Origin of the sequence: Agromyces sp. NPDC058484 (assembly GCF_042720415.1) — a bacterium.
Classification (GTDB): Bacteria; Actinomycetota; Actinomycetes; order Actinomycetales; family Microbacteriaceae; genus Agromyces.
The window spans coordinates 54,132-70,528 of the sequence record NZ_JBHXMP010000016.1 but is presented as its reverse complement, the minus strand read 5'-3'; the positions used below and the strand labels follow the sequence as shown (position 1 = coordinate 70,528).

General features: G+C 71.0%; 17 protein-coding genes. 13 read left to right on the top strand and 4 right to left on the bottom strand.

Going from position 1 to position 16,397, the window contains the following annotated elements; all coding sequences use genetic code 11:
• Positions 1-26: 26 nt before the first annotated feature.
• A complete protein-coding gene (locus ACFWN7_RS13550; RefSeq protein ID WP_376939343.1) occupies positions 27-464 on the bottom strand; it encodes an Lrp/AsnC family transcriptional regulator in 438 nt (145 codons plus the stop codon).
• 73 nt (positions 465-537) lie between these two features.
• On the bottom strand, positions 538-1,197 hold the full coding sequence (locus ACFWN7_RS13545; RefSeq protein ID WP_376939342.1) for a TetR/AcrR family transcriptional regulator: 660 nt from the start codon (positions 1,195-1,197) through the stop codon (positions 538-540).
• A 72-nt stretch (positions 1,198-1,269) separates the two neighbouring features.
• Here ACFWN7_RS13545 and ACFWN7_RS13540 point away from each other — a divergent pair, with 72 nt between their 5' ends.
• The 5 genes from ACFWN7_RS13540 to rocD all read left to right on the top strand — a co-directional run bounded on the left by ACFWN7_RS13540 (position 1,270) and on the right by rocD (position 7,609).
• Entirely contained in the window at positions 1,270-2,946 is a 1,677-nt protein-coding gene (locus ACFWN7_RS13540; protein WP_376939341.1) for an amidohydrolase, read from the top strand.
• Between the two features lie 13 nt (positions 2,947-2,959).
• Positions 2,960-4,318, top strand: a complete 1,359-nt coding sequence (locus tag ACFWN7_RS13535) for an APC family permease (protein WP_376939340.1) — start codon at positions 2,960-2,962, stop codon at positions 4,316-4,318.
• Positions 4,319-4,412: 94 nt separating this feature from the next.
• Positions 4,413-5,213 (top strand): LLM class F420-dependent oxidoreductase, encoded by an 801-nt coding sequence (locus ACFWN7_RS13530; RefSeq protein ID WP_376939339.1) that lies wholly within the window; start codon positions 4,413-4,415, stop codon positions 5,211-5,213.
• Between the two features lie 228 nt (positions 5,214-5,441).
• Positions 5,442-6,302: a dimethylargininase gene (ddaH, locus tag ACFWN7_RS13525; RefSeq protein ID WP_376939338.1), complete on the top strand. Its 861-nt coding sequence runs from the start codon at positions 5,442-5,444 to the stop codon at positions 6,300-6,302.
• Positions 6,299-7,609: an ornithine--oxo-acid transaminase gene (rocD, locus tag ACFWN7_RS13520; RefSeq protein WP_376939337.1), complete on the top strand. Its 1,311-nt coding sequence runs from the start codon at positions 6,299-6,301 to the stop codon at positions 7,607-7,609. The genes ddaH and rocD overlap by 4 nt, the downstream gene beginning before the upstream one ends.
• Before the next feature lie 245 nt (positions 7,610-7,854).
• Here rocD and ACFWN7_RS13515 read toward each other — a convergent pair whose 3' ends face one another.
• Positions 7,855-8,580, bottom strand: a complete 726-nt coding sequence (locus tag ACFWN7_RS13515; RefSeq protein WP_376939336.1) for a DUF4097 domain-containing protein — start codon at positions 8,578-8,580, stop codon at positions 7,855-7,857.
• 108 nt (positions 8,581-8,688) lie between these two features.
• Between ACFWN7_RS13515 and ACFWN7_RS13510 the strand changes: the two genes are divergently transcribed.
• From ACFWN7_RS13510 to ACFWN7_RS13475, 8 genes are all read left to right on the top strand, one after another.
• Positions 8,689-10,209 carry a peptide MFS transporter gene (locus tag ACFWN7_RS13510; RefSeq protein ID WP_376939335.1) on the top strand — a complete coding sequence of 507 codons (1,521 nt, stop codon included), beginning with the start codon at positions 8,689-8,691 and terminating at the stop codon, positions 10,207-10,209.
• A gap of 75 nt (positions 10,210-10,284) precedes the next feature.
• Complete coding sequence (locus ACFWN7_RS13505; protein ID WP_376939334.1) at positions 10,285-11,079, top strand: polyprenol monophosphomannose synthase; 795 nt, start codon at positions 10,285-10,287, stop codon at positions 11,077-11,079.
• 78 nt (positions 11,080-11,157) lie between these two features.
• On the top strand, positions 11,158-11,850 hold the full coding sequence (locus ACFWN7_RS13500) for a hypothetical protein (RefSeq protein WP_376939333.1): 693 nt from the start codon (positions 11,158-11,160) through the stop codon (positions 11,848-11,850).
• Positions 11,851-12,036: 186 nt separating this feature from the next.
• Positions 12,037-12,387 (top strand): hypothetical protein, encoded by a 351-nt coding sequence (locus tag ACFWN7_RS13495; protein ID WP_376939331.1) that lies wholly within the window; start codon positions 12,037-12,039, stop codon positions 12,385-12,387.
• Between the two features lie 57 nt (positions 12,388-12,444).
• Entirely contained in the window at positions 12,445-12,933 is a 489-nt protein-coding gene (locus tag ACFWN7_RS13490; protein ID WP_376939330.1) for a hypothetical protein, read from the top strand.
• A gap of 22 nt (positions 12,934-12,955) precedes the next feature.
• The gene (locus tag ACFWN7_RS13485; protein ID WP_376939329.1) at positions 12,956-14,593 is read left to right on the top strand and encodes a LuxR C-terminal-related transcriptional regulator; all 1,638 of its coding nucleotides are present in this window, start codon (positions 12,956-12,958) and stop codon (positions 14,591-14,593) included.
• 77 nt (positions 14,594-14,670) lie between these two features.
• Positions 14,671-15,006 carry a hypothetical protein gene (locus ACFWN7_RS13480; RefSeq protein WP_376939328.1) on the top strand — a complete coding sequence of 112 codons (336 nt, stop codon included), beginning with the start codon at positions 14,671-14,673 and terminating at the stop codon, positions 15,004-15,006.
• A complete protein-coding gene (locus tag ACFWN7_RS13475) occupies positions 15,003-15,593 on the top strand; it encodes a methyltransferase family protein (RefSeq protein WP_376939327.1) in 591 nt (196 codons plus the stop codon). Before ACFWN7_RS13480 ends, ACFWN7_RS13475 begins: the two co-directional genes overlap by 4 nt.
• Here the strand turns inward: ACFWN7_RS13475 and ACFWN7_RS13470 are convergent.
• Positions 15,523-16,311 (bottom strand): CAP domain-containing protein, encoded by a 789-nt coding sequence (locus tag ACFWN7_RS13470; protein WP_376939326.1) that lies wholly within the window; start codon positions 16,309-16,311, stop codon positions 15,523-15,525. The two genes, ACFWN7_RS13475 and ACFWN7_RS13470, sit on opposite strands and share 71 nt — an antisense overlap.
• Positions 16,312-16,397 lie beyond the last annotated feature (86 nt).

The following is a 16,397-nucleotide window of genomic DNA, read 5'->3' as shown; positions in this document are numbered from 1 at the left end:
CCGGCCGCGGCAGCGGTCATCGCCCGTCAGTCCCGGTTGCGATTCACGAGACGCGAGAGCACGATCGCACTCCGCGTGTGATCGACGTTGGGGGCGATGCGCACGCGTTCGAGGGCGTCTTCGAGCGAGGCGATGTCGCGGGCGCGCATCTGCACGATCGCGTCGGCGCTGCCCGTGACGGTGCCCGCGTACACGACCTCGGGCACGCCCTGGAGGATGCGCTGCAACTCGTCGGGCGCAACGGTTCCGCGGCAGAAGAGCTCGACATAGGCCTCGGTCGACATGCCGTCGACGGTCGGGTCGACCTGGATCGTGAACGAACGGATGACGCCGTCGGCCACGAGGCGGTCGACGCGCCGTTTCACGGCGGAGGCGGACAGGCCGACGGACGATCCGATGTCGCCGTAGCCCGCTCGCGCGTTCTGGCGGAGCAGGTCGAGGATGGCGCGATCGAGGTTGTCCATGCTCGGGAGTGTACGCCGATTCGTTGCGCGCTGATAGGGTTGCACGCGGATTTCCTGCGTGTCGGATGCCTCGTCAGTGAGTGAGGCGTTCCCGGCGTGCCCTCAGGCCGCTCAGCAGCGCCTCGAGGCCGAGGCGGAACGCCGGGCCGGCGCCGTACGACTCGGCGTGCGCAGGGTCGAGCGCAGCGCGGATGGTCGCGAGCTCGGCGGGCACCGCGCTCTGCGCGAGCATGTCGCCCGGGGCCACGATGTCGAGCGCGGAGCCGAGCACGTGCGCCTCGACGGTGCGCATCACGGCGACGGCGTCCTGGATCGGCCAGCCGCTCGACACGAGCGAGGTCACCACGGCGTCGTACATTGCGAACGTCGACACGTCGCGGATCGGCGTGGTCGCGAGCAGCCGGATGAGCTTGGGGTGCGCTGCGAACGCCCTGAGGTACGACTTCGCCCACGCCTCGAGCGCGACGTCCCAGGGCTCGTGGTCGAAGGCACCGATATCGATGCTCGCGACGATCCGAGCGCGGACGAGTTCGATGAGCTCGCCCCGGCCCGAGACGTGGTTGTAGAGCGAGGACACCTGGCGATCGACGCGCTTCGCCACGGCGCGCATCGACAGCGCCTCGCCGCCCTCCTCGTCGGCGAGGTCGAGGGCCGCGACCACGAGGCGCTCCCGATCGATCGGGCGCTCGCGGCCGTTCGGCGACACCGTGACATCCTGCCGCTTCCCTCTCATGCTTCGAGAGGGTATCGTGCTCCTCACTCGAATACGAACAGTGTTCGTATCAGCTTCGACAAGGACGACGGCGTGACGACGACTCTCTTCACCGGTGGAACGATCTGGGCGGGCGCGGGCCGACCCGCGAGCGATGCGCTCCTGGTGCGCGACGGCACGATCGTCGCGACGGGTGACGACGCACGACACCGGGCAGCCGCGGTGCAAGATGCGGCGATGACGGATGCCGCGGTGCAGACCGTCGACCTCGAGGGCGGCTTCCTCATGCCCTCCTTCGGCGACGGGCACGCGCACCCGTTGTTCGGCGGACTCGAGGCGCAGGGGCCCGCAGTGCGCGGCTGCACGTCGGTCGCGGAGATCGTCGCGGAGGTGCGACGCTACGCCGAGGCCAACCCCGACCTCGAGTGGATCTTCGGGGCGTCCTACGACGGCAGCCTCGTCGACGAGGGCCTCTTCGACGCCCGCTGGCTCGACGAGGCCGTCGCCGACCGCCCGGTCGTGCTCCGTGCCTGGGACTACCACACCGTCTGGTGCAACTCGCGAGCCCTCGAACTCGCGGGCATCGACAGGGCGACCCCCGAGCCGACGCTCGGCGAGATCCCGCGGCGCGACGACGGCACGCCGCTCGGCACGCTCCGAGAGTGGGGTGCGGTCGACCTCGTCATGGCGGCGGCGCCGACTCGCGACCTCGAGACCCGCCTGCGCGCCATCGCGGGTGCGGGCGACTACTACCTGTCGCGCGGCGTGACCTGGGTGCAGGACGCCTGGGTCGAGCCCGACGACGTCGACGCCTACCTCGAGGCGGCGGCCCGCGGCATCCTGTCGTTCCGATGCAACCTCGCGCTCTACGCCGACCCGCGGCACTTCGAGGCGCAGCTGCCGGCGATGATCGATGCGAAGAAGAAGGTGACGGATGCCGCGTCGCCGATGCTCACGGCGCACACGGTGAAGTTCTTCGCCGACGGCGTCGTCGAGAACGAGACCGGCGCGCTGCTCGAGCCATACTGCTCTGCCCTGCACAAGCACGGCATGTCGGTGTGGACCGATGCGGCGCTCGCCGATGCGGTGCGTGCGGTCGACGCGGCCGGCTTCCAGATCCACATCCACGCGATCGGCGACGCCGCCGTGCGGCAGGCGCTCGACGCGATCGAGAGTGCCATCCTGGCGAACGGGCCGCGCGACCGCCGCCCGGTCATCGCCCATGCGCAACTCGTCGACGATGCCGACCTGCCGCGGTTCGCCGAACTGGGCGTGGTCGCCAACATGCAGCCACTGTGGGCGCAGCTCGATGCGCTGATGACTGTGCTCACGGTGCCGAGGCTCGGTCCGGAGCGCACCGATCGGCAGTACCGCATGCGCTCGCTCGCGGCATCCGGTGCCAGGGTGGCCTTCGGCTCCGACTGGCCCTGCTCATCGGGCGACCCCCGAGACGGCATCGCCATCGCGGTGTCGCGCAAGACCATCGACGGCGAACCCGCCGACGGCTGGACGCCGCACGAGATCCTCGACCTCGAGACCGCGCTCGAGGCGTACTCCACGGCCGTGGCGCACCAGGCCTTCGCCGATCTCGCCCCCGAGCCGTGGGGCGAGATCCGTGCCGGCATGAGCGCCGACCTCGTCTGGCTCGCGCACGATCCGCGCGAACTGCAGCTCCACGCCCTGCCCGACGTGCCCATCCGCGCGACCTACATCGCCGGCAAGGCAGTGTTCACCAAGACCGGCTCGCCGGTTTCCTCCCACCGCGCCTGAAAGGCAACCCCACATGTCACAGCCCACCGCGAGCCTGACTGCAACGCAGCACGACGGCAGCTTCCGCCGAGTGCTCGGCGTTCCCGCGCTCACCCTGTTCGGCCTCGTCTACATGGTGCCGCTGACGGTCTTCACCACGTACGGCATCGTCACGGAGGTGACCGGTGGCCGCGTGCCGGTCGCCTACGTGATCACCCTCGTGGCGATGGTGTTCACGGCTCGCTCGTACGCCCGCATGTCGGTCGCCTACCCGTACGCGGGCTCGGCCTACGTCTACGCGCAGCGGAGCTTCGGCCCTGCCATCGGGTTCCTCTCGGGGTGGTCGCTCATGCTCGACTACCTGTTCCTTCCGATGATCAACTATCTCGTCATCGGCATCTACCTCGAGGCCGCCTTCCCGGCGATCCCGGCATGGGTGTTCATCGTGGCGACGATCATCGTCGTCACGGTGCTGAACATCATCGGCATCGTGTCGGTCGCGCGCGCGAACTTCGTGATCATCGCGGTGCAGGCGATCTTCATCGTGACCTTCGTCGTGCTGGCGATCGCATCGTTCGGCGGCCGGGAGGTCGACGCGGTGGCTCCGCTCGTCGGCGACGGCTCGGTCGAAGGCGTCGGCGTGCTCTTCACGGGGGCCGCCATCCTCTGCCTCTCGTTCCTCGGCTTCGACTCGGTCTCGACGCTCGCCGAGGAGGCGCGGGAGCCGAAGCGCGACGTGCCGCGCGCCATCATGATCACGACGCTCGGCGCGGGCGTGATCTTCATCGGGCTCTCGTACGTGTCGCAGCTCGCCTACCCGTCGAACGCGTTCGCCGACGTCGACTCCGCCGCACTCGACGTGATGGTCGCGGCCGGCGGCGACTTCCTCGCGGTGTTCTTCACGGCCGCCTACGTCGCCGGTGCGGCCGGTTCGGCGCTCACCTCGCAGGCCTCGGTGTCGCGCATCATCTACGCGATGGGACGCGACGGCGTGCTGCCGCGGAACGTCTTCGGCCGCCTCTCCGAGCGGTTCGGCACGCCTGTCGTCGCGACGGTCTGCGTGTCGGTGGTCTCGCTCCTCGCGATCGTCATCGACCTGGGCCTGCTCGCGCAGATGATCAGCTTCGGCGCGCTCATCGCGTTCTCGGTGGTGAACCTCGCCGTCATCAAGCACTACTTCATCGACCGCAAGGAGCGCTCAGGCGCCGACGTGCTGCGCAGCCTCGTGCTGCCGCTCATCGGCTTCGCCCTCACCGTCTGGCTCTGGACGAGCCTCGCACCGACCACCTTCCTCGTCGGCCTCGCCTGGCTCGCACTCGGCGTCATCCTGCTCGCGATCGTCACCCGCGGGTTCCGCCGGCCGACGCCGATGCTCGACCTGAAGGAGCAGTAGCAGCTGAAGGAGCAGTAGCAGGGCGTGCGGCAGCCGAAGGAGGGCGGATGCCACGGCCGCGTGCCGCGGCATCCGACGACCTAGGGTTGAATCCGTGACCGTCGACACCCCCGTGCGCCTGGGCATCCAGCTGCAGCCGCAGCACGCGCGCTACCCGGCGATTCGCGACGCCGTGCTGCGCCTCGAGGACGAGGGCTTCGACATCGCCTTCAACTGGGACCACTTCTTCCCGCTCCAGGGCGACCGCGACGGCCTGCACTTCGAGGCGTGGTCGATGCTCGGCGCGTGGGCCGAGCAGACCGAGCGCATCGAGCTCGGCACGCTCGTGAACTGCAACTCGTACCGCAACGCCGACCTGCAGGCCGACATGGCGCGAACGCTCGACCACGTCAGTGCGAAGGGCGGCGTGGGCCGGTTCATCTTCGGCACGGGCTCGGGATGGTTCGAGCGCGACTACGACGAGTACGGGTACGAGTTCGGCACCCGGGGCTCACGGCTGAACGCGCTCGCCGACGCCCTCCCACGCATCGAGGCACGGTGGGCGAAGCTCAACCCGCCGCCGACTCGCGACATCCCGATCATGATCGGCGGAAAGGGCGAGCAGAAGACGCTCCGCATCGTGGCGCAGCACGCCGACATCTGGCACTCGTTCGTGCGGCCCGACGAGCTGGGGCACAAGCTCGATGTGCTCCGCAGGTGGGGCGACGAGGTCGGCCGGGACGTCTCGACGATCACCATCTCGAACGAGCTCAACCGTCGCCACGCCGACCTGGAGTACGCCGACGCGCTCCACGACGCCGGCGTGCGACTGTTCACGCTCGGCGTTTCGGGCCCCGACTACGACCTGGCGATCGCCCGCCGGTATCTCGCCTGGCGTGACGCGAGGAACGGCTGACATGCACTGAATCGGCGCATCTGCGCGGAAGAGGCAGGGATGTTGCGCACGACGCCCGGAACTTCGACGCCGTTTCGGTTCACACTGAGAGTGGCGTCTCGACGGCGGCGCAACCCGAACGTCGTCGTCGAGGCTCGCAAGAGCGACCTGGTCCGCCGACATTGCCAGCAGTGCCGATGTCGTCCCGCCCGGTGCGTCGCGACATCCGCAGCCCCTTCGAGGAGTGAGATGTCGAGTGTGATCCAGACCGACGAGCAGCCCGGAACCAGACCCGAGCGCCGGCCCGCCGGCCGCAGCGTGCTGATGTGCCGCCCCGAGCACTTCAGCGTCGTCTACCGGATCAACCCCTGGATGGATCCGGCGCAGCCCACCGACACGAGCCTCGCGCTCGAGCAGTGGCAGGTGCTCCACGACACCTACGTCGGCCTGGGCTACGACGTTCGGCTCATCGACCCGATCGCGGGACTTCCCGACATGGTGTACGCCGCGAACGGCGGCTTCGTGATCGACGGCGTCGCCTATGGCGCCAAGTTCACGCACGCCGAGCGACAGCCCGAGGGCCCCGCGTACATGGACTGGTTCCGCGAGGCGGGCTTCGACGTGCAAGTGCCCGAGGAGGTCAACGAGGGCGAGGGCGACTTCCTGCTCGTCGGCGACGGGATCCTCGCCGGCACGGGCTTCCGCAGCCACTCGCTCTCGCACGAGGAGCTCGCCCGCATCTCCGGTCGCGAGGTCGTCACGCTCCGGCTCGTGAATCCGAGCTTCTACCACCTCGACACGGCCGTCGCCGTGCTCGACGGCACGCCCGGCCAGGAGCACATCGCGTACCTGCCGAGCGCGTTCGACGAGGCATCCGTCGGCGTCCTGCAGGAGCGGTTCCCCGACGCGATCATCGTCAACGAGACGGATGCCGCGGTGCTCGGCCTCAACTCGTTCAGCGACGGGTGCAACGTGGTGATCGCGGCGCGCGCGACCGACTTCGAACGGCAGCTGCGCGAACACGGCTACAACCCGATCGGCGTCGACCTCTCCGAGCTGCTGCTCGGCGGCGGCGGCGTCAAATGCTGCACCCTGGAGCTGCGCCGATGACGACTCCCGCACACGGCGGCACGGTCGACGACATGGACGCGGGCGTCCGAGCCGAAGGCTCGGGTGCGGCGGGGCGTCTACGGGCGGAGCCTTCGGCTCGGACGGCCGCGGCCATCCACGCCGAGGACGCGCATGCCGCCCACAACTACCACCCGCTGCCCGTCGTCGTCGCATCCGGCGAGGGTGCCTGGGTGACCGACGTCGACGGCCGCCGCTACCTCGACTGCCTCGCCGCGTACTCGGCGGTGAACTTCGGGCACGGCAACCCACGGCTCGTGGCGGCCGCGCGCGAGCAGCTCGGCCGCATCACGCTCACCAGCCGCGCGTTCCACAACGACCGGCTCGGGCCGTTCGTCACCGAACTCGCCGCGCTCTGCGGCAAGGACATGGTGCTGCCGATGAACACCGGCGCCGAGGCGGTCGAGTCGGCGATCAAGGTCGCACGTGCGTGGGGCTATCGGGTGAAGGGCGTGGCTCCGGATGCCGCGAACATCGTCGTCATGGCCGGCAACTTCCACGGTCGCACCACCACGATCGTCTCGTTCAGCGACGATCCCGACGCGCACGACGACTTCGGACCCTACACTCCGGGCTTCCGCATGGTGCCGTACGGCGACGCCGCTGCCGTCGAGGCCGCGATCGACGACGACACCGTCGCGGTGCTCGTGGAGCCGATCGAGGGCGAGGCGGGCATCATCGTGCCGCCGGCCGACTATCTTCCCGAGTTGCGCCGCATCACGAGCGAGCACGGAGTGCTGCTCATCGCCGACGAGATCCAGTCGGGCCTCGGCCGCGTCGGAGCGACGTTCGCATGCGATCTCGTCGGCGTCGTGCCCGACCTGTACCTGATCGGCAAGGCGCTCGGCGGCGGCATCGTGCCCGTCTCGGCGGTGGTCGGCGACCGCGACGTGCTCGGGGTGCTGCAGCCCGGGCAGCACGGCTCGACGTTCGGCGGCAACCCGCTCGCCGCGGCCGTCGGGCTCGAGGTCGTACGGATGCTGGCGACCGGGGAGCCGCAGGCGCGCGCTCGCGCGCTCGGCGGGCACCTGCACGAGCGCCTCGAGCGACTCGTCGGACACGGCGTCGTGGCGTTGCGCGGCGCCGGCCTCTGGGCGGGCGTCGACATCGACCCCGCCCTCGCGACCGGTCGCGAGGTGTGCGAGGCGCTCATGCGTCGCGGCGTGCTCGCGAAGGACACGCACGGCTCGACCATCCGGCTCGCGCCGCCGATCGTCGTCGAACGGGCCGACCTCGACTGGGCGGTCGATCAGCTCGAGGCGGTGCTCGGGGAGCTCGCGTCCCGCTGATCGCCCCGCACCGCCCGCCCGCCGAGAGCTCGCGCGGCCGCGCGATCGGCGCGATTCCGAGGAGATCGGCGAGAACGAGGTCTGTTCTTGCCGGCGGGAGCATCCTCTCGAGCGCCGTTCTCCTCGCGTCGGCGGACGGCGCGGGGAGTGGCGGGGTCGCGCGCGCGGGGAGTGTCGGGTTCGCGTGGGCGGGGTCGGACGGCGCCGGGTGTGGCGGGGTCGCGTGCGCGGGGTGGGCGGGGTCGCTAGCGCTCGGCAACGGTGATCGAGCCGTTCGACGTGCGGAGGTCGAGCGAGAACTCCCCAGCGGAATCGTTCGGAACCTCGACGTCGGTGCGCCCGTTCGACGTCTCGGTCGAGACACGATAGCCCGCCGCGGGAACCGTGAGCTCGATCGAGCCGTTGGAGGTGCTCGCCGCGACATCCTGCGGCTCGCCGAGTTCGAGCTCGATCGGTCCGTTCGAGGTCGAGGCTCGCACACCGTCGCCGTTCAGGTCGCGTCCGATGATGCGTCCGTTGCTCGTCTCGACGTCGATGCCCCCCGCGATCTCCTCGAGTTCGATGCGGCCGTTGCTCGTCTGCGCCTCGACCTCGCCGACCCCGGAGACCTCGATCGCACCGTTCGAGTTCGAGCCGCGCACATCGACGCCGGCGGGCAGCTCGATGGTGTACTCGACCGAGCAGCCTCGTCCGCAGCCGCCCAGCACGAGTGTGTCCCCGTCGACCGCATGCGTCTCGCCGTCGGGCCGGTCGCCCCGGTAGGACACGGTGCGCTCGATGCTCACGTCGTCGGCCGCGTCGACACCACGGATCGTGACGTTCCCCTTCGGATCTTCGAGCTCGATCGTGCGGATCTCCTCCTGCACCGTCGCCGAGTCACTGAAGCGCTCGACCGGAGCGAGCAGGGCGCACCCGGCCAAGGTCCCCACCCCGAGTGCGACCATCGCTGTTGCAGCCAGAGTCCGTCTCATCCTGCTCATCGTCCTCATTCCCCGTGGCCAGTCCACCACGACCGGCCGAACGCCACAAGGAAGCGCATGTCGCTCGCGGCCCCCGGCGCCCGGGTCTAGGCTGCCCCCATGGGCAAGGTCACCGAGCCGGCCCCCGGGGAGTACGGGCCGCCTGAGCCGGCCGTGAACGGCGTCGAGGCCGAACGGGACACCCGGGGCGACCACGGGTTCTTCGGGCAGCCGCGAGCGCTCGTGCACATCTTCGGCGTCGAGATGTGGGAGCGCTTCAGCTTCTACGGCATGCAGGGCATCCTGCTGCTCTACCTGTACTACTCGGTCGCCGACGGCGGCCTCGGCATGGACCAGGCGGATGCCGCGGGCATCGTCGGCGCGTACGGCGGCGCGGTCTACCTCTCGACGATCCTCGGCGCGTGGATCGCCGACCGCCTCCTCGGTTCGGAGCGCGTGCTCTTCTTCAGTGCGATCGTCATCATGTGCGGCCACATCGCGCTCGCCGTGCTGCCCGGGTTCCTCGGCGTCGGCGTGGGCCTCGTGCTCGTCGCGTTGGGTTCGGGCGGCCTGAAGGCGAACGCGACCAGCGTCGTCGGCACCCTCTACTCCGAGCACGACCCCAGGCGCGACGCGGGGTTCTCGATCTTCTACCTCGGCATCAACCTCGGCGCCTTCTTCGGCCCGCTCCTGACCGGGATCGTGCAGCAGAACTGGGGATTCCACTGGGGCTTCGCGCTCGCCGCGTTCGGCATGGCGATCGGGCTGATCCAGTATTCCTTCGGCCGCAGGAGCCTTCCGCCCGAGGCATCCGTCGTGCCCAATCCTCTGCCCGCATCGCGGCGTGCCCTCGTGATCGGGGTCGCCGTGGCATCCGTGCTGCTCATCGCGGTGCTGGTGCTCACCGGCCTCATCACCGCGACCAACCTGGTGACCTGGGTCATCGCCGGCACCGTCGTCGCGGCGGTCGCGTACTTCATCGTGATCCTCTCCAGCCGCCGCATCACGTCGACCGAACGCAGCCGGGTGTTCGCCTTCATCCCGTTGTTCATCGCGAGCGTCGCCTTCTGGTCGCTGTACCAGCAGCAGTTCACCGTGCTCACGATCTACTCCGACGAGCAGTTGAACCGCGACATCTTCGGCTGGGAGATGCCGGTGCCGTGGGTGCAATCGATCAACCCGATCTTCATCATCATCCTGTCGGGCGTGTTCGCCGCGATCTGGACGAAGCTCGGCGATCGGCAGCCGTCGACGCCGATCAAGTTCGCCCTCGGCACGGCGATCATGGGCGTGGCATTCCTCCTCTTCCTGCCCTACGCCGACGGCGGGCCGAACTCGACGCCGCTGCTCTGGATCGTCCTGATCCTGTTCGTGTTCACCGTCGCCGAACTGCTGCTCTCGCCGGTCGGGCTGTCGGTGACGACGAAGCTCGCGCCGAAGGTGTTCCACACGCAGATGGTGGCGCTGTTCTTCCTCTCCGTGGCGCTCGGCACCTCGATCGCCGGCCAGCTCGCGGAGTTCTACACGGTCGTGAACGAGGCGACGTACTTCGGCGTCCTGGGCGCGATCGCGATCGTGCTGGGCGCTGCCCTGTGGCTCGCGCGCAAGCCCGTGTTGCGGCTCATGGCGGGGGTGCGCTGACCGCGACCGGGGCGCGCCGGCGGCACAGGCCCCCCTCTACGATGGTGTGAGAGACGCATCGAGGAGAGGACACGGATGTCGCGGGCCCTCGTGGTGATCCCGACCTACAACGAGCGCGAGAACCTCGCCGACACCGTGGCCCGGGTGCGGGCGTCCGTGCCCGAGGCATCCGTGCTCGTGGTCGACGACGACTCACCCGATGGAACGGGCGCGATCGCCGACGAGCTCGCGGCCGCCGACGCCGCCGTGGAGGTGCTGCACCGTACTGCCAAGCACGGGCTCGGCGCCGCCTACCTCGAGGCGTTCGCGTGGGCGCTCGAGCGAGGCTTCGATCCGATCGTGCAACTCGACGCCGACGGCTCGCACCTGCCCGAGGAGCTGCCGCGCCTGCTCGCGCGACTCGAGGGTGCCGCTTCGACGGGCTCGTCGAGCGGCGGGCCCGTCGACCTCGTGATCGGCTCTCGCTGGATCTCGGGCGGCTCGATCGAGAACTGGCCGCGACACCGCGAGCTGCTCTCGCGGTGGGGGAGCGCGTATGCGCGCTCCGTGCTGCGACTCGACACGCAGGACGCGACGGCGGGATACCGGGTGTTCCGCGCCGACGCGCTGCGGCGCATCCGTCTGGAGGACGTGCACACCCGCGGCTACGGGTTCCAGGTCGACATGCTGTGGCATGCGCGCGAGGCCGGCCTCACGGTCGTCGAGGTGCCGGTGACGTTCATCGAGCGCATCCGCGGACGCTCGAAGATGAGCCCGGCCATCGTGCTCGAGGCGGTGGTGCGGGTGACGGGTTGGGGGCTGAGGTCGCGGCTCGGCCGTCGGCCCCAGCCGGCGCACAGCAGTGGGCCGGTGGGGCGCACACGCGCCTGACGCCACGCGACATCCGGCAATCCGCTCTTGAATCGCGGCCGCAACGGGCGCAGAGTGGAGGGAGCGATGGAGGTTCCCATGCGTGAGACGACGGCGTACCCGGATGTCATGCCCATTCTGTCCCCCGGCCGGCATCGATCGCCGCGACGCGGGGCGTGTTTCATGGAGTTCGCGTCGTACCTCGCGGGCGAGCGCTGGAGCGACCACCCCGCATGCACGCAGGGCACCCTCGCGCACCTCGCGCGGTTGGTGAACGATTGCACGAGCGACGCCGGCCGCGCGCGGCTCACGCCGCTCATCCCGACGGTCGTCGGCATGACGAGCGACGACCCGCTGCTCGACGTGCTGCTCGCCACGCGAGCCGCAGCCGCCGCGTTGCCCGTCGTTGCCGAGGGGCGCCAGCGATCGCTGGCCGTCGGGCTGCATGCTGCGATCGCCGTCCTCGCCGAACGCGGCGGCGCGCTCGCCGTGGAGGCGAGCGAGCGGGCGGCAGCCGCACTCCGCGCCGCCCCCGCCGCAGACGCATGGGCCGTCCGGTTCATCGAAGAGGTCGCTCCGGTGCGCCGCGCCGGCATGACCGTCCGGCAGTGCCAGGACGTCGTGACCGGCGCCGTCAACGGGATGGCGCAGTCGTCCGTCGCCGATGCCGACGATCGACTCGTCGCGCTGCTCGCAGCAGCCGTGTCGGACACGGCGCGCTTCCTGGCCGTTGCCGCCGCGCAGGCCACCGCGGCCCCGCGCGATCTGTCGTCGCCGTCGTTCGCAGGATGAGCGACCACTCACCCCGCGTGGAGGGCCGTGTCGAGCGGCTGGTCCTGCGAACGCGGTCCACCGCGCCCGCGCAACCCCGTTGACGACGCCCGGTCATCCACGTAGACCGGAGGGCAGGGCGTGGAAACGCCGCGCCGCCGAACCGCACGGCGCCCGCCGGTGCGACGCCTCGGGAGGAGACATCCGATGACCGTCAAGCTCAACCGGACCGGGCTCCGCCATGCACGCTCGCTCGTGCGCGACGGCGACGTCGTGCGCGACGAGCGCGACGACTGGAGCGAGGACGCCCCGAGCGCCGACGAAGAGAACGCATTCATCGAGAAGCACGGCTGGGGCGAGTACAGCAAGTGGCACCTCGGCGTCGACGACGACATGGACCGCGACACCAAGGGGCACTACAGCTTCCCGTACGGCGACTTCACGAAGGTGCACCGTTGCGCGGTGATCTCGCTCGAGAGTCGTGCCGGGCAGTACGACCACGACGAGATCCGCGACGAGGCGAAGAAGCTCCTCGAGCTCATCGATGACGAGGGCTGAGCCGTCGACGAGCACTGAGCGGACGACCGGCACCGAGCCGACGATGAGGAGGGCGCCATGCCGATCCTGAATATCCGAACCGATCGCGACGAGCGTCGCCAGGCACGAACGGCCGTGGCGGCGGCGCGCAAGGCCGGCAAGGAGTCGAAGAAGCTCGCGAAGACGCTGAAGGGCGAGAACCGCGCGCGATTCGAGCTGACGACCGCGGGTGCCCGGGAGCTGACCCGGGCGGCGAAGGCGGAGCGGCGCGAGCGGCCGTGGCGCGCCACCCGGCTGGCACGCACGGCGTCGGCGCGGCTCGAGAAGGCGTCGATCCGTGCGACCTCCTCCGGCGACGCGCGGCGCCGCGCCCTCGAGCGAGAGCGGGCGAACGACGCCAAGGGCCGTGCCAAGACGATCAAGCGGCGTCGCGCGCAGGCGAAGTACGCGAAGAAGATGGCGAGGTTCGTCGCGGTGCACACGATCGCGGCATCCATCACCACCCCGACCGACGAGGAGCAGCAGGAGAAGGACCTCGAGCGCGCACGACGACGTTCCGGCGCATGACGGCCGACCGGCGGTGACGCCCATGACTTCTTCCGCAGCCCTCGAACGGGGTCGCGCGGCGTACGCCGAGCACCGGTGGCTCGACGCGTTCACGGCGTTGACGGATGCCGACGGCGAGCGTTCGCTCGACGCCGACGACCTCGACCGACTCGCCAACGCCGCGCTCGTGATGGGCAGGGAGGCCGTCGGGCTCGACCTCGCGATACGGGCGCACGAGGCGTACCTCCGGATACCCGACGGAGCGGACCCCGCCGCGCGATCCGCCGCTTGGATCGGCATCTACCACCTGAGCCGGGGCGACATGGCGCAGAGCAACGGCTGGCTCGCCCGCGCCGCGCGGATCGCCGACGACGGCCGGCTCGAAGCCGCGAGCGGGCTCCTGCTCATCCCGCGAGCGCTCGGCGCCCTGAACGGCGGAGACCCCGCGACTGCCGCCCGCACGTTCGCCGAGGCCATCCGGTTCGGCGAACTGCACGGCGACCGCGAGGTCACGGTGCTCGGGCGACTCGGCGAGGGTCAGGCGCGCATCATGCTCGGCGAGACCGTCGCCGGCCTGTCGCTGCTCGATGAGGCCATGGTGGCGGTCACGGCGGGGGAGGTCTCGGTCGTGGCATCCGGCATCGTCTACTGCTCGGTGATCGGCACGTGCCACCTCGCCTACGACGTGCGCCGCGCACAGGAGTGGACGATCGCGCTCGACCACTGGTGCGGTGCCCGGCCCGACATGGTGATGTTCAGCGGCCAGTGCCAGGCGCATCGCGCGGAGCTGTACTGCCTGCACGGTGCCTGGACCGATGCGCTCGATGCCGCGCGGGCCGCGCAGGAGCTGACTCGTCGTGGCGATTGGTCGGCCGCGTGGGGAGCCTGGTACCAGCAGGGCGAGGTGCACCGCCTGCGGGGCGAGGTCGGCGAGGCGGAGGCGGCGTACCTGCGGGCGAACGAGACCGGATTCGCGCCCGAGCCGGGACTTGCGCTGCTCCGCCTCGCACAGGGCCGGGTGCGGGACGCCCGATCGCTCATCCGCGAGGCCGCCGGCGACGTCGACCCGGCCACCCGCCGGCAGTTGCTTCCCGCGGTCGTCGAGATCGAGCTCGCCGCTGGCGACGTCGGCGCCGCACGCCTGGCAGCGGACGAACTGATCGCCGCCACGCCGGCCGACGGGATGCCGCTGATGCAGGCCGTCGCAGCGCGAGCGGAAGGCTCGGTGCGGCTCGAGGAGGGCGGCGCAACCGGCGCGCTGGTGCAGCTGCGGCGGGCATGGGCGCTCTGGGAGGAGCTCGACGCCCCGTACGAGGCCGCGCGGTGCCGCGTGCTCGCTGCCCGGGCCTCGCTCGCACTCCGCGACGACGACTCCGCGTCGATGGAGCTGGCGGCGGCGCGAGCGGTGTTCGTGGAGCTCGGCGCCACGCCCGACGTGCTCCGGGTCGACGGGCTTGCGAGGAGTGCCCACGAGCCCGCGCGGTCGCGCACGCCGTTGACCCGCCGCGAGATCGAGGTCGTTCGACTCGTCGCGGCAGGCAAGACGAACCGGGTCATCGCCGGCGAGCTGTACCTCAGCGAGAAGACCGTCGACCGGCACCTCAGCAACATCTTCGCGAAGCTCGGCGTGTCGTCGCGGGCGGCCGCGACGGCATTCGCCTACGAGCACGCCCTGATCTGAAGCGTCCGGCCTCGGCGTCCCCGGAATGGGTGATTCTCCGGATGCCGCGCGCTCGCGACATCCGTAGCCTTCGTGTCATGGACCTCGCCGTGACCGCCGGTGTCCTGTCGACCGGCCTCTTCGCCATGAGCTATCTGCCCATGCTGGTGAAGGCCGCGCGCACGCGGGACCTGTCGTCGTACAGCCTCGGGAACCTGGCGATCACGAACGCGGGCAACGCGGTGCACTCCGTCTACGTGTACAGCCTGCCGCCCGGGCCGATCTGGTTCCTGCACACGTTCTACCTCGTCGCCTCGGCGCTGATGCTCGCCTGGTTCGTCCGGTTCCGCGCGACGCGCACCTCGCCGCGGGCGGAGGCAGGGCGCCGGGTCGCGAGCGGTGCCGACCTCGAGCTGGGAGGAGCGAGCTCATGACCGGCCTGATCGGGTTGTTCGAGAACCTGCCCCTCCCGGCGGGGCAGATCGTGGGGGCCGCGGCGGTCGTGGTGCTCGAGCGGATTCGGCCGGCGCACCTTCGGGGCCCGCGGCTGCTGCTACGGGCGGGGGGTGCCGTCGCGCTCGCCGCGGGGTGCGCGCTCAACGTGTGGGCGCTCGTCGAGCGCAGGCGCCGCGCCGTCGGCGAGTTCCAGCTCGAGCATCCGCAGTCGCTCGTGACGACCGGGCCGTACGCGTTCAGCCGGCACCCCATGTACGTCGGATGGTGGCTCATCCACCTCGGCGTCGGCGTGCTGCGCAGGTCGGCATGGGTCGCGGCGACGCTGCCCGCCGCGGCGCTCGTCGAGCATCTCGGCGGCGTGCTCGTCGAGGAGCGCACGCTCGAGCGTCAGTTCGGCGACGACTGGGCGCGTTACCGCGAGCACGTCCCGCGGTATGTCGGACGAGTGCCGGGCCATGATGCGCTCGGGGCGCCGGAGGGCGATGCCCGCACGCTCAGTACCCGAACAGCTGCGTCCACCACGGGCCGCCGGAGCCCTCGTGCACGCCGACGCCGAGCGTCGTGAACTCGCAGTTCAGGATGTTGGCGCGGTGGCCGGGACTCTTCATCCAGGCCTTCATGACGGATGCCGCATCGGCTTGACCGCGCGCGATGTTCTCGCCGCCCGCGTACGAGATGCCGGCAGCGGCGGCACGATCCCACGGGCTCTGCCCGTCTGGGTTCGTGTGGTCGAAGAAGCCGCGGGCGGCCATGTCGGCGGAGTGGGCGCGGGCGACCGAGCGCAGCCCGGCGTCGTCGGCGACGGGCGCGCAGCCGGCGGCGGCGCGCTCCTGGTTGACGAGCGCCAGCACGTCGGCCTCGGCGGACGAGGCCCCGGGGGCGGGGGCTGGGGCGGGCGCCGGCGCCGGGGCAGGCGCCGGAGCGGGCGCGGGCGCGGGTGCCGGAGCGGGCGCGGGTGCGGGTGACGATTCGGTGGGGGCCGGAGCATCAGGCGCGGGCGAGGGTGAAGGCGAGGGCGAGGGCGCGGGCGCGCCGGTGGGGGACGGAGCGGATGCCTCGGCCGACGCCCGCGCGGACGCCGCGCCCGTGGGGGTCGGGCGCGTGGACTCGCGCCTGCCCTCGGGGCCGACGGTCACCGTGTCGGATGCCACCTCGGCGACGACATCGGGGCTGCTGAGCGCGACGGTCGTGACCGAGACGCCGCCGACGACCAACGCGGCGCCCGCGACGATCAACCAGCGGCGCGCGGGCAGCCACGATCGCCGGTAGCTGTGCCGTCCCATGTGTTCACACTCCTCGCATCGATGAGTCGTCCGCGATCGCGCCGACGACTCGGGTGCCACCCGAACGGGGCACACCCGAACGACTC

Bases quoted from the DNA above. Each gene is read 5' to 3' on its own strand.
- ACFWN7_RS13550 (WP_376939343.1), bottom strand. From the start codon at position 464: ATGGACAACCTCGATCGCGCCATCCTCGACCTGCTCCGCCAGAACGCG.
- ACFWN7_RS13545 (WP_376939342.1), bottom strand. From the start codon at position 1,197: ATGAGAGGGAAGCGGCAGGATGTCACGGTGTCGCCGAACGGCCGCGAG.
- ACFWN7_RS13535 (WP_376939340.1), top strand. From the start codon at position 2,960: ATGTCACAGCCCACCGCGAGCCTGACTGCAACGCAGCACGACGGCAGC.
- ddaH (WP_376939338.1), top strand. From the start codon at position 5,442: ATGTCGAGTGTGATCCAGACCGACGAGCAGCCCGGAACCAGACCCGAG.
- rocD (WP_376939337.1), top strand. From the start codon at position 6,299: ATGACGACTCCCGCACACGGCGGCACGGTCGACGACATGGACGCGGGC.
- ACFWN7_RS13515 (WP_376939336.1), bottom strand. From the start codon at position 8,580: ATGAGACGGACTCTGGCTGCAACAGCGATGGTCGCACTCGGGGTGGGG.
- ACFWN7_RS13510 (WP_376939335.1), top strand. From the start codon at position 8,689: ATGGGCAAGGTCACCGAGCCGGCCCCCGGGGAGTACGGGCCGCCTGAG.
- ACFWN7_RS13505 (WP_376939334.1), top strand. From the start codon at position 10,285: ATGTCGCGGGCCCTCGTGGTGATCCCGACCTACAACGAGCGCGAGAAC.
- ACFWN7_RS13500 (WP_376939333.1), top strand. From the start codon at position 11,158: ATGCGTGAGACGACGGCGTACCCGGATGTCATGCCCATTCTGTCCCCC.
- ACFWN7_RS13495 (WP_376939331.1), top strand. From the start codon at position 12,037: ATGACCGTCAAGCTCAACCGGACCGGGCTCCGCCATGCACGCTCGCTC.
- ACFWN7_RS13490 (WP_376939330.1), top strand. From the start codon at position 12,445: ATGCCGATCCTGAATATCCGAACCGATCGCGACGAGCGTCGCCAGGCA.
- ACFWN7_RS13485 (WP_376939329.1), top strand. From the start codon at position 12,956: ATGACTTCTTCCGCAGCCCTCGAACGGGGTCGCGCGGCGTACGCCGAG.
- ACFWN7_RS13480 (WP_376939328.1), top strand. From the start codon at position 14,671: ATGGACCTCGCCGTGACCGCCGGTGTCCTGTCGACCGGCCTCTTCGCC.
- ACFWN7_RS13475 (WP_376939327.1), top strand. From the start codon at position 15,003: ATGACCGGCCTGATCGGGTTGTTCGAGAACCTGCCCCTCCCGGCGGGG.
- ACFWN7_RS13470 (WP_376939326.1), bottom strand. From the start codon at position 16,311: ATGGGACGGCACAGCTACCGGCGATCGTGGCTGCCCGCGCGCCGCTGG.